We start from the raw sequence: 12,596 nt of genomic DNA on the forward strand, positions 1-12,596 counted from the left end.
TTTTTTTCTGCCGAGAACGGAGGTGTGACGATGACGCGCTTGCGGCGCAGCCTGTACCGAGATGCCGGCGGCACGATGCTGCGCGCCGCAGTGAACCTCGCCGGGCCGGGCATGCCGCCCTGGCCGGGGCCTGCGGCGCCGGTCGAACGCTGGCGTTCATGGCTGGAGTCGGTGTGGACCGACAATGTCTTCCAGGAGGCGGTATCCATCGCCAGCCCAGACCTTGCCCGTCAGATCCAGGCGGTCCTTGACGGGCGCTCGGTGAAGGCGCGTCGGGTACGCCGGGCAGCCCTGGCAACCGCCCGGTACGCGATCAGGTACACCCGCCGGTCCACCCCGTTCGGTCTGTTCGCTGGTGTAACGCTGGTCGAGCTGGGCTGCGGGACCGAGGTGCGCTTCGGAGACCAGCACCAGGCCATCACCCGCCCCAACCCCGTGGAGCTGGACGCGGCGATCACGGACTGGGAAGCGGACGGACAACTGATGGCCGACGTCGAGGTCTGCGTCAACAACCTGGCACGTCGGCAGGGTGGCCGACTCCACGTCCCGTCTGAGGGAGCTTCGGAGTTCTCCCTCGCGCTGACGCCCGCGATCATGCTGGTGCTCGACGCGGCTCGATCGCCGATCCGGTGCTCGGAGCTGGCCGACAAGCTCGCCGCCGAGTTCCCAGGCACCGACGAACACCACCGGGCCGGTCTGCTAGCCGAGTTGCTGCGGGTGCGGCTGCTGCGGTCGTCGCTGCGCGCTCCCGCCACCGTCGTCGATCCAGCCGACCCGCTGCCGGCCGCACTGCGGACGGCTACCCGCACCAACTCGGCGGCGGATCTGCGGCTGGACGCCACAGTGCGGCTGTCGGAAGCGGTGCTCACGGAGGCGGAGACAGCCGCCACAGTCTTGACCCGGCTCGCCATGCATCCGGCGGGAACGCCGGCATGGCGCCGCTACGCCGACCGGTTCACCGACCGCTACAGCGACGGCGCCGAGGTGCCGCTGCACCTCGTCATCGACCCCGACGAGGGTCTGGGCCTCCCTGAAGGATTCGGCCGACTAGCCGAGCCTCCCCGCCTGATGGTCCTGCGAGACCGGCTCCTGCTGGAGATAGCCGGCACCGCGGCTGTCGAGCGCAGCCGGTCCGTGGCTCTGTCCGAGGAGATGATCGAACGCCTGGAAGCTACGGGGCAGCCTGCCGTCACCCCGCCCCACCTCGAACTGTGCGTGCAACTCCAAGCGGCCTCAACTCGGGCTCTGGACCGCGGAGACTTCCGTCTCCGGGTGGTCACCGTCTCCCGGGCTGCCGGTGCGATGACGGGCCGGTTCTGGCACCTATTCCCCCGCACCGGCACCGCGTACGCCGGTCTGCCCACGGTCGAGCCTGGCGCCGAGCCGGCGCAGTTGTCCTTCCACGCCGGCCGCGTCCACGCCGACCTGCTCACCCGCGCCCCGCAAGTGCTGCCCCGGCTGGTCAGCGTCGGCGAGTTCCGGCACTCAGACAAGGGCGTGCTGGTCCCGTCTGACCTGGCTGTCGGAGTCCGCGACGGCCGTTTCTATCTGGCCGAGGCAGCCACCGGCGCGCATCTGGAGCTGCTCGCGCCGACCGCGCTCAACTTCGTGTGGAACAACTACACGCCGCCCCTGGCCCGGTTCCTGGCCGAGATCAGCCGCGCCCACACCGCCCAGGTGACATGGTTCGACTGGGGCGCCGCCTGGATCCTTCCGTTCCTCCCCACGCTGACCTACCGGCGGTCGATCCTGACCGCCGCACGCTGGAAGGTCAGAGCCCGGGACCTGCCCGGCCGCACCGCCACATTGGACGAGTGGGCCGACCGGCTGCACGCCTGGATGAGCCGGTTCAGGATGCCGGACCGTGTGCTCCTGGCCGAGGACGACCAGCACCTGCCGCTCGATCTATGCGAGGACATGCACCTGGATCTGCTGCGCGCCCACCTTGCCGCCAGCCGTACCGGTGTCGCGGTCCTGCACGACGCGCCTCCGCCGGACGCCGACGGCTGGATCGGCGGGCGGGCCCATAGCCTCGTCATCCCGCTGAGAGCACGCTCATGACGGCGACGGAAACTCCTCGGACCCAAGACCTGTCCGAGGGCGCCCTTGGGGTGGCGCTGCTGCACATTGAGCGCGGCGATCTCGCCTCCGCCCGGACCAGCCTGGCGCAGGCGGTCGCGGGTGGCGTCAGCGCCGGAGACAACGCGTCGCTGTTCCACGGTGCCCCGGCGCTGGAGTTCGTGCTCAGCCGTGCTGGCCGCGTCGGCCGCGATGTCCGGGACACCGTCGACCGGGTAGTGGCCGCCCGGCTGGCCGCGGCGCGGCGGCGGCAGGCTTCCGGGGCGCTGCCGCATCTGGCGGAGTTCGACCTTGTCCGGGGCTTGACCGGACTGGCCGCGCTGCTGCTGACCCGCGGCGATGCCTCGCCGCTGCTGGAGGAGGTGCTGGACTACCTCGTCTCCCTGTCCCGGCCGGTCGACGTTGCTGGCAGGGCTCTGCCCGGGTGGTGGTCGATGGACGGCCCCGGGCATGGGGAGATGCCCGGGGGCCACGGGAACAACGGTGTCGCGCACGGCATCGCCGGCCCTCTGGCGGTCCTGTCCCTCGCCACCTGCCGCGGTGTCCAGGTGCCGGGGCAGCGCGACGCGATCGAGATGTTCGCATGCTGGCTGGACAGGTACGGCTGCCGCTACTGGATCACCCTCGGCGAGCTGACCACGGCCGACCCTCCTGAGCCGCTGCCCGCACGACCGTCCTGGTGCTACGGCCGACTCGGCATCGCTCGCGTCCAGCAACTGGCCGCGCTCGCCCTCCACGACCCCGCCCGCCAACACGACGCGGAGAACACCGTCATGGGCACGCTGACCAACCCGGCATGTCTCGGCCGAATCACCGACGCCACGTTGTGCCACGGCTTGGCCGGTCTGCTGTCCGTCGTCCGCGCCGTAGCCGGCGACAGCCCCGCACCGGACCGGTTCGCACCGCTCATCGAAGAACTCGCCGGACACCTGGCCGCCGACCTGGACCGGCTGCCGAAGCCCGGATTCATGGAAGGCCGCGCCGGCGCGCATCTGGCGTTGGCCGGCACGAACACGACCGGCTGGGCCAGAGCCCTCCTGATCGCCTAAACGATAAGGAGCCCTACGTGGACGACGAGCACCTCCCGATCACCACCCACACGAGCTGGTGGCACGCCAACGTCTCATTCCCCGACGCCGGCATAACGCCGGACGCAGCCCGGGCGTTGTCGGAAGCGCTGTCCGGACACCGCTTCCACTTCCTCCGCAAGGACAGCGGCCTCCGCCTCCGCACCGAGCAGCCCATGGCGGACCTGCTCGACCAGCTCGCCGCCGACCACATCGTGGCCGACTGGGTCGGCGGAATCTACGAGCCCGAGGTTCACGCCTTCGGCGGCCCCGAGGGGATGGCGGTCGCCCATGACGTGTTCTGCGCCGACAGCCCCGCCGCTCTGGCCGAAACCGGCAGCCCGAACGCCCGGGAACGCTGCGTCCTACTGCTGTCGACGATGAACCGCACGGCAGGCATGGACCCGTTCGAGATCGGCGACGTCTGGGCGAAACTCGGCGACCTGCGGCCACCCGTCACCCCGCCCACCGGCCCGTCCCTCGACCGGGCGATCAGCGCGATGCGGCGTCTGATGAACGCCGACGCCGCCCAAAAGCCGGACGCCGAGCCAGACTGGACGGAACGCGTGACCGCGTTCGAGGAAGCCGGACTACGGCTCCGGCGGCTGACCACCGAAGGACGGCTGACGCGGGGCCTGCGCGCCGTACTCACCCACCACGCGATCTTTGCGTTCAATCGGGCCGGGATCCCTGTCGACCAACAAGCCGCGACCGCATGGCTTGGCAGTCAAGCCGCCTTCACCGAATGGGCATCCGTCGACGTGTCCACCCGTCGCTCCACCCCACCGAACCCTAACCTCACCCGAATGGAGACCGCCATGACCACCACCGACCCCGCCGATCTGCGAGAGGCGTACGTGACCCGCCTCATCGAAGGCGGCCACCTGCACACCCCTGACGTCATCACCGCGTTCCGGGCCGTTGAACGGCACCGTTTCCTCCCAGACGTCGCCCCGCAGGGGGCGTACGCCGAAGACGCCGTGCCCATTAAGCACGACGCAACCGGCGAAATGATCTCCTGCATTTCCGCGCCCTCCATCGTGGCCCTCCAGCTGGAGCAGCTGGACGCCAGGCCCGGCCACAAGGTCCTGGAAGCCGGAGCCGCCACCGGCTACAACGCCGCTCTCCTCTCCCGGCTCGTCGCCCCCCAGGGCCACGTATGGACTGTCGACGTTGACTCCGACCTCGTGGACCGCGCCCAGAAGAACCTCGCGAACGTCGGCGCCTCGAACGTCACCTGCATCCTTGGCGACGGCGCGGCCGGCCTTCCGGCGCACGCCCCGTTCGACCGCATCCAGTTCACCGTCGGCACCGGTGACATTCCCCTGCCGATCCTCGACCAGCTCGCCCCCGGCGGACGGCTGGTCCTCCCGATGAGGATCCGCGGCAGCATCTCCCGCAGCTTCGCCTTCGAACGCGACGGCGACACTTGGAGAACCGTCTCGTGTGAGATGGCGACGTTCGTCCCCCTCCGCAAGGGCGTCTGCGACGACATCTACACCCGCGTCCCCATGGCCGGCGAAGGGAACGTCCACCTGGAGACCTTCAGCGAACAGGACGTCGACCGCGACGCGATCCGCACCGTCCTCGACCAACCCTCCACCAAGATCTTCACTGGGGTGAACTTCCGACAGGGCAACCCCTTCGAGTGGGTGTACCTATACCTCGCCGCGGTCCTGCCAGGCGGCCTGTCCCGCATGCCCGGCTCCCGCCCCGGCTTCACCCCCCACTTCGCATGGGGATCGATGGCCGCGCTCGACGGCGACAGCCTGGCGTACTTGACCATCCGCGAAGGTAAGGACGAGCAGAGCAGGTTCTGGGAACTCGGCGTCATCGGCCATGGCCCACGCGGCGCCTCCCTCGCCGACCAGGTCGCCACCGGGATCATCGACTGGCATCAGGGCTGGGGCCACAACGGACCCCAGCCGAGCTTCCGCATGGCCGTCGGCGACGCCCGCGACCACCTGACGGCCTTCGACGACCCGCAGTTCATCATCGACAAGCCCAACAGCCGTCTCGTCATCGACTGGCCGCGCAGGAGCTGAGCCGATGATCCCCCCGATAGCCAGCCGTATCCCGCTGGTCCGCCGTCCCAAGGCGGCCGGGTTACCCCTAGCCGACCGCATCGCCCACCTCACCGAGTTGACCGTCGAGCCCACCGGTGCGAGCCAGCACGATCTGGTGGCCCGCGCCAGCGGGGTCCTCAACTACGCCGCGCTGATCGCCTCCGACGTCGGAATGCCCGACCTGGCTGCGCAGCTGTGCTGGAGGCAGCATCGGGCCTTCGCCAAAGCGGGAAGCCTCACAGGAGACATCGCCGTGATGGCACTCATGCCACTGGTGAACATCGCCCGGTTACTGATCCGCGAAGGCGATGGCGAAGGTGCCTACGACGTACTCAGGCGGCTGTACCGCGCTGCCCAGCAGCGCGGTACAGCCGAGATCCGCAGCCACAATGTCGACCTATCGGCCTTGCTTGGCACGGAGGCGGACCACCGGAAGGTGTGCGAGGAGCTGTGGGTCACCATGCTTATCGACGGCGCCAGAGCCCTGGCACGAATCGGCCGCTGGACCGAGGCCGCTGAAACCATGGCCGCGCACCGCGGTATCGGCAATCGCCTCCTCGATGGCCGCCAAATCATGATCATGTCACTGATGGAACGCGGCCTCAGCCAGCAGGCTCGCGCCGCAATCGAGTCCACCGCCCCCACAGAACCATGGGAGAACGCCATCGCGGCCCTCCTGCGCATCTACTGCCGTCCCGCGACGTCACCAACGCCACAGCCCGAGCTGGAGCTTGTTCTGCGGGAGGCACTCACGCTGATCACTCCGCCCGACCCCGCGACCGCGGCGTTCCAGGTCCGACTCGGACTGGTCACCCTTGACCTGACCCGCGACCGAACCGGCCCCTGCCCCGCCCTCTTGCAGGACGCCATCGTCGACGTGGCCATACTCGATGCCTACGCCGCCCGCGACGTCCTAAACCACCACCTGGCGCGTTCCCGCCTGACCAGTGAGCAACGACAGAAACTCAACGACGTGCTCACCGCGTCAGGGCTCGGTGCCGGAAAGCTCTCACCTACCCACATGCACGTTCTCACCACAGCCGTGGATGAGGCCGACGTGGCACTCCGCAGGCTTCTGTGACCCTCACCGACTATGGCGCCCGCATCACCGCACTCATCTGGACCCGGTACCGCGTGGGCCGCGACCACTGACCAACCGATCGACCCTGTGAACGGTGGTGAATGACCGTGACGGCTTTCATGTGGCCCCGTGAGTCTCAATCACGCCTCTGGCCGGAAGCCGCACCATTTAGATGATGATCTGACGCAGGACTTCGGCAAGTACCGCACCGACTCCTCCGATGACAAGCAGGACGCTTGCGCAGCCACTCTGCTTAGCCGCCGTCTTGTTTACTCGTTGGGCACGAGGAGAGGACTGCGGCTGCACGGATACGTGAACGACACGCTCACCCCTCGGCCTGTCCCACTCGGTATGGCGGTCGACGAACTCCTTCCTGTAATCGGCGGGGCTCAGCTCCCGTCGACGCCAAGCCTCATGCCATTCTGGACGTCCTGCTCGGGCCTGCTGCTCACGTTCGGCTGCCAACTGCTCCGACAGCACCTGTCCCTCGGAGTTGGCGAACAGCCCCCCACGCTTGGCACTGATCTCAGCCTGCAGAATCTCCAGCGCCTGTTCTGGAGTGACCACCCGGATTCCCTCGGCCAGCGCCTTCATCACACGCGGATCGTCAGCCGCATCGGCAGCGATCACCAAACGAACGGTCTTGGTCACGTTGACCGCGGCCGTGGCTCCGTTCGTGACCGCGAAGTCCATAACCTCGCCGGAGGCGTCCCCTACCGGCAGAAGGCGCCACCCCTTGAGGGGTCCGTTCTTCTTCGCCCGGTCGGCCCTGGCGATCTCCTCCAGGTCGCTGATCAAGTGAGAGGCTGCGAGTTCCTTCGCCGCGCGCTGGAGCTCCTTGAGTTCAACTGGGGTCACTATCCCGTCTGCCTCGGCTCGGGCGCGTACGGTGGCGAGGAAGTGTTCATGTACTTGACGCGCGGTTGTCTGGGTCAGGCCCGCCCGCGCCGCGAGCACCGCGAGCTGTCCGGCCTCCTCTCCCACGATGCGGCCGTCGGCGAGCGCGTGACCAAGCATGGCCTGATATTCCGCCACCCCCTGCGGGCGAGGCATGGGGGACTGCGCCATGAGGGGTAAACGAGCTGTCAGCGTGGCCAGCCAACCCTCCGCGCCCTTTCGCAGTCCTGCGGCGCGAGGGGCGATGAATCCGGTTCGGGGATACGGCGGCAGAAGAACCGGCGACCCACCAGCCCAGGCGAGACGCTGCGGCGCCTCAGAGATGAACTTCGACAGAGTCAATGCCAACGTTCGAGCGTCACCAAGCGCGGAGTGTGCGGCACGGGGCCACTCACCGGTGACCAGGTTGGCAATCTCGTCGAGGCGGTAACCGTATCGATCAAGATGCATTCGAGACATCACCAGCGTGCACAGGCCGGGGATCGTGGGAAGGTTGACCCCGAGGCGACCGAACTCGGCTGTGAGGAACTTGTCCTCGAATTCCAGGTTGTGGCCGACGACGATCGTTCCACTGATATAAGCAAGTACGTCGCCGACGACCTGCGCGAAAGTCGGGGCACCTTTGACGTCGGCGTTCGTGATGCCGTGATACTCGTCGTTGGTGATTCGCATCCCAGGATCGACGAGTGTGGAGTATTCATCAAGGACCACACCGTCCCCGCGCATCCGAACGATTCCCACCTCACAGATCCGCGAGCCTCGCGCGGGGTTAAGCCCTGTTGTCTCCAGATCGATCACGGCGTAGGTGAAACCACGGGGGTCGATTCCGTTTGCCCGGGTGAGCTGGCCGAAGGCAAAGATGTCGTTACCTCCCATGAAGACCATGCAATGAAAAACAGGCGATAGCCAAGCTCGCAAACATAGCAGATCACCTGAGATTATTCATACACAATGACGCGTTTATATCTGTCAGATTTTCAGGCAAGAGATACTGAATTCAGTCAAACCTACAGATATCGCCCTCAAGGTCACCAACTACATCATTTATCAAACTCCATTTGATTGCAGATCACTTGGTGTTCGACAACCAGGATGTTCGTGGCCGGCGGCTATCCCGCACGCGCAACCACATATGAGGCCGTACACCGACAGCGATACTGGGCCTGCTCGGGAGACCAACACGATGCCGGCCCGGGCGGAGCGTGCCCGCGAACTCGTCACCGACACCGGCGACCGAACTAGACCGTCACCCCGGCTCCCGCCGAGTCCCTTCACCAAGCACCGTAGTGGTGCCTGCGAGAAAGATGGTGCCCTAGTGACCGAGCCTCCCCTGACCATCGCAATCCTCCATCCCGGCCGGATGGGCGCGGCACTCGCCACAGTGCTCACCGCACCGGAACGTCGGCTGCTGTGCTGTCTGGAGGGGCGCTCGGAGGCGACACGGCAGCGAGCCCACGACGGCGGGCTCATCTCAGTACCGATGCGCCAGCTGGCCAACGAAGCCGACATTGCCCTGTCCATCGTCGAGCCCGCCGTCGCCTACCCCGTGGCCATGGATCTGGTAACGGCTGGATTTCATGGGCTGCTGATCGAGGCCAACGCGATCCGACCCCAGGCGCTCCGCGCGATCGCCGACCGCGTCCATGCCGGTGGCGGACAGGTCGTCGATGCCAGCATCATGGGTCCGCCTCCAGCGCGAAACCTGCCTCAGCCCACCCGTCTCTACCTCTCTGGCCCCACCTCCGGCGTTGACGTCGCCACCACGCTGTTCACAGCGCAAGAGCTCCGCACCACCGTGCTGGGCGAAGACCTCGGACAGGCATCAGCACTGAAACTAGCCCACAGCACAGTCCACAAGGCCGGCCGGGCACTCGCCCTGCTTGGGCACGCGCTGGCCCAGGAACATGGGCTGTCCTCCGAACTGGCCGAGGAGATGAGCCGGTGGTCTCATCCGGCCTCCAATCCCGAGCAATTCCCCAGCGTGGCCAGCCGAAGCTGGCGATGGGGTGACGAACTACGCGAGGCCGCCGAAGAACTCCACGACAGCGGGCTTCCGTCCGAACTGGTGGTTCATGCCGCCGCGTTGTTCGACCTGCTGGCCGACTTTAAAGGCGCCTCCCCCACCTCAGAAGAAATCTTTAACGCGCTGAATCGCCACGGCCCCGACATGGACTCTGTCGGTTAACTTAAGGCTTCTGTGACCCTCACCGGCGATGCCGCCCGCGTCACCACACTCGTCTGAACCCCATACGGGCACGCAATGAACGATCCCGTCGGCCTTGGTGCAGAGCCCCAGGCCACGTTCGGAAACCGAGTGCTTCCCTTCAGTCGAGCTCAGCTCGGAGATGTAGAGCAGCCTCCGAGCTGATCTTGAAGGTCCGCTTCACACCTCGAATCGGACATATGTAGACAAACTCTCTTTTGTCGTCGCGGTGCCCTATCTTGTCCAACATGACCGGCGATGGGTGGGATACCCCTGTTGACTCACTTATGGGTCGCGAAGAGCGCATGACGAAGTACGGAGGCGCCAAGTACGGCGGCATCGAACCATCTCGCATGACTCCGAATGTTTTCATTTACTCAGCCTGGATCCACCGAGCCGATTCTGAACTGAAGATCCTGAAATGAGAGGAGGTGCCCTCCGACCTGGGATGATGGGAGTTCTTCAGGCTTCCGCCACCTTGATCGAGAGGACACCTCTCAAGTGCAATTGTTCCACGACTCTGCCAAGACCCATGCGATCTTCGATGAGGAGCGTGTAGTCGCGTACGGCGGGCTGGGGCCGGTGATGCGGTTGGCCGAGCGGTGCGGCCTGAGCGACCTGGCGGGCGAGCACGTCACTCCCACCGGCCGGGACGGCGTGAACCCGGCGGCGAAGATCGGCTCGATCGTAGCCGGGATGGCCTGCGGGGCCGACAGCATCGATGATCTGGACGCACTGCGCCACGGCGGCATGGACACGTTGTTTACCGGTATCCGCGCACCGTCCACGCTGGGATCGTTCCTGCGGTGCCTGGCCTGGGGCAACGTCCGGCAGATCGAGAAAGTGGCCCGCCTGCTGCTGGCCCGGCCGGCCGCCCATACGCCGTTGCCGCCCGGCGCGGACGTGCTCGCCTTCCTCGATGTGGACTCGATGCAGCGACGTACCTACGGCTACAAGAAGCAAGGATCGGGGTTCGGCCACACCAAGATCGGCGGCAAGGGCGTGCTGGTGCGCGGACTGAACGTGCTGGCCTCCACACTGTCCACACCGCTGGCCGCCCCGGTGGTGACCGGCACCCGGCTGCGCGGCGGAAGCGCGAACTCCGCCCGCGGCGCGGCCTGGTTCGTGCGTGAGTCGATCGGCGCGGCACGATCAGCGGGCGCGAGCGCCACCCTGATGATGCGCGGGGACTCGGCGTTCTACACCGCAGGCGTGATCAACGCCTGCCACACGAACGACGTGCGCTTCTCCGTCACCGCCAAAATGGACCCCAAGATCAAAGCCGCGATCGCGGCGATCGACGAAACCGCCTGGACAGCGATCAAATACCCCAACGCCATCTTCGACGAACAAGCAGGGGGCTGGATCTCCGACGCCGAGATCGCGGAGGTCGCCTACACGGCGTTCGCCGCGAAGAAGGGCCAGGCCATCACCGCCCGGCTGATCGTGCGCCGGGTCAAACGGCTCAACTCGCAGACCGGGCTCCGGCCAGAGGAACCGTTCCCGCTCTACCGCTATCACGCGATCTTCACCGACAGTCCGTACGCCCTCGGGCAGGCCGAGGAACAACACCGTGATCACGCGGTCATCGAGCAGGTCAACGCGGACTTGATCGACGGGCCATTAGCGCACCTGCCCTCGGGCGTGTTCACCGCCAACGCCGCCTGGCTGACCTTGGCGGCGATCTGCCACAACCTGCTGCGCGCGGCCGGCTGCCTGGCCGGAACCTTTCACGCCAAGGCGCGCGGCGCCACCCTGCGCCGCCATCTCATCGGCGTGCCCGCCCGCATCGCCCGGCACGGCCGGGGCCACCTCACCCTGCATCTTCCCCGGTATTGGCACTGGCGGCACGCATGGATGAACCTCTTCCAAGCCGTCCACCGGCTGCCACCGATCCGCGCGGCTTGACCCGTCCCCGCCCTGCCACCACTCTTCCCTCGACCTCCACGGTCACCCGCGCCCTCGCGCACGAACCCCGCCCCCGAGCCCGTGAACGCCTGGACAATCCGTGACCCGCGCACGGCGGGTTCTCCACACCCCAAATCAGACCCCCGTCAGGCAAAACGGTCCTGGTGAAGGAATCGAACCGAAGAATGATCACCAGAATTCACGCCGTGGATCCAGGCTCAGACCCAGCTCGCGGAAAATCCTTTGGCTACAACTTCGACGGCTGGAACGAGGATCACACAATATTCCTGTACACGGGTGATGGACGTGTAGGCGATCAGCAAATGCGGGATGGAAACCGGGCCATCCTCGAACATCACGCAAAGGATCGCGCTCTCCGTTTATTCGTAGCCGATGGATTAATCCCTGGAACGAAGCAGAAAAATCATCGCTATATCGGCAAGTTCGAAGTAGATGTAGAGCGACCATTCTTTCTGGAAGAAGCGCCTGACCAAAACAAAGAATTACGTACAGTCTTCGTATTCCGACTCCGCCCATTGAGTGAAGTACTATATCGCGACGCCGATCGGAGCAGCAGCGGAGATATCCGACTCACAACCGAGGCTGTGCTCGTCCCCTTGGAGGCACACGTATCACAAACCTTTGAAAATCCCGGAGCAAAAGCAACAACCGCCGTCCGTCGGGAAAGCGAGCTCTGCGCTAGGTACGTTTCCCACCTTGGTCGCGTTTTTCAGCGATGGAAGATTATCCCGGCCGGCGAGACTCGACCTCTCTATACAGACCTGTACGACCAGGAAGAGAACGAGCTATACGAAGCCAAAGGAACTGCAACACGCGATGCAGTACGGCGTAGCGTTGGCCAACTTCTTGACTACCAGCGCCATATCACACCTAAGCCAAAGTTAACACTCCTGCTACCCCATCGCCCGAGCGATGACCTAATCAACTTCCTCCATGATGTAGGAATATCTTGCGTGTACGAAGAACCAGAGACAGGGTTCTCTCGCATAGGCGCCACCAGGGAAGATTAGCAAGAACAATACACAGACCCGAACCCATACGGTAAATCATGCCGACGAGCCCATACACCAAAAGGCGAGAATCTATCACTCCGGAATCTTCAACTTCACCTTTTCGCTAGCTGATCGCATAAGAAATCAGCGGCATACTCTCCGCGTCTACCTCACAAGCACATCCCTAAAATCCATGATGCCCGAGCCTTTCGACCACCGCTAGGGAGAAGCTACGCTAATCGTCGACCAAGGAGGGTTCCCTCCCGGACGCGGTGAATAGGA

General features: G+C 65.7%; 8 protein-coding genes. 7 read left to right on the forward strand and 1 reads right to left on the reverse strand.

Annotated elements, in window-relative coordinates; genetic code table 11:
* The first annotated feature begins 30 nt into the window (after window positions 1–30).
* Genes OG884_RS12590 through OG884_RS12605 form a run of 4 tightly spaced genes read left to right on the forward strand, consistent with a single transcriptional unit; the run spans window position 31 to window position 6,293 of the window.
* Window positions 31–2,061, forward strand: coding sequence for a lantibiotic dehydratase family protein (locus OG884_RS12590; protein ID WP_326645246.1), 2,031 nt, complete (start codon window positions 31–33; stop codon window positions 2,059–2,061).
* A complete protein-coding gene (locus tag OG884_RS12595; protein WP_326645248.1) occupies window positions 2,058–3,128 on the forward strand; it encodes a lanthionine synthetase C family protein in 1,071 nt (356 codons plus the stop codon). Before OG884_RS12590 ends, OG884_RS12595 begins: the two co-directional genes overlap by 4 nt.
* Before the next feature lie 17 nt (window positions 3,129–3,145).
* A complete protein-coding gene (fxlM, locus tag OG884_RS12600; protein ID WP_326645250.1) occupies window positions 3,146–5,191 on the forward strand; it encodes a methyltransferase, FxLD system in 2,046 nt (681 codons plus the stop codon).
* Window positions 5,192–5,195: 4 nt separating this feature from the next.
* On the forward strand, window positions 5,196–6,293 hold the full coding sequence (locus OG884_RS12605) for a hypothetical protein (protein WP_326645252.1): 1,098 nt from the start codon (window positions 5,196–5,198) through the stop codon (window positions 6,291–6,293).
* A 168-nt stretch (window positions 6,294–6,461) separates the two neighbouring features.
* Here OG884_RS12605 and OG884_RS12610 read toward each other — a convergent pair whose 3' ends face one another.
* On the reverse strand, window positions 6,462–8,066 hold the full coding sequence (locus OG884_RS12610; protein WP_326645254.1) for a 3'-5' exonuclease: 1,605 nt from the start codon (window positions 8,064–8,066) through the stop codon (window positions 6,462–6,464).
* A 439-nt stretch (window positions 8,067–8,505) separates the two neighbouring features.
* Between OG884_RS12610 and OG884_RS12615 the strand changes: the two genes are divergently transcribed.
* The 3 genes from OG884_RS12615 (at window position 8,506) to OG884_RS12625 (ending at window position 12,332) form a co-directional block, all read left to right on the forward strand.
* Window positions 8,506–9,375, forward strand: coding sequence for a DUF1932 domain-containing protein (locus tag OG884_RS12615; protein WP_326645256.1), 870 nt, complete (start codon window positions 8,506–8,508; stop codon window positions 9,373–9,375).
* 519 nt (window positions 9,376–9,894) lie between these two features.
* Complete coding sequence (locus tag OG884_RS12620) at window positions 9,895–11,301, forward strand: IS1380 family transposase (RefSeq protein ID WP_326645258.1); 1,407 nt, start codon at window positions 9,895–9,897, stop codon at window positions 11,299–11,301.
* Window positions 11,302–11,486: 185 nt separating this feature from the next.
* On the forward strand, window positions 11,487–12,332 hold the full coding sequence (locus OG884_RS12625) for a hypothetical protein (protein ID WP_326645260.1): 846 nt from the start codon (window positions 11,487–11,489) through the stop codon (window positions 12,330–12,332).
* Window positions 12,333–12,596: the final 264 nt, after the last annotated feature.

Origin of the sequence: Streptosporangium sp. NBC_01755, from assembly GCF_035917995.1 — a bacterium.
GTDB lineage: Bacteria > Actinomycetota > Actinomycetes > Streptosporangiales > Streptosporangiaceae > Streptosporangium.

Excerpts from the sequence above, each read along its gene's own strand:
- OG884_RS12590 (WP_326645246.1), top strand. The coding sequence starts at position 31 with ATGACGCGCTTGCGGCGCAGCCTGTACCGAGATGCCGGCGGCACGATG.
- OG884_RS12595 (WP_326645248.1), top strand. The coding sequence starts at position 2,058 with ATGACGGCGACGGAAACTCCTCGGACCCAAGACCTGTCCGAGGGCGCC.
- OG884_RS12605 (WP_326645252.1), top strand. The coding sequence starts at position 5,196 with ATGATCCCCCCGATAGCCAGCCGTATCCCGCTGGTCCGCCGTCCCAAG.
- OG884_RS12610 (WP_326645254.1), bottom strand. The coding sequence starts at position 8,066 with ATGGGAGGTAACGACATCTTTGCCTTCGGCCAGCTCACCCGGGCAAAC.
- OG884_RS12625 (WP_326645260.1), top strand. The coding sequence starts at position 11,487 with ATGATCACCAGAATTCACGCCGTGGATCCAGGCTCAGACCCAGCTCGC.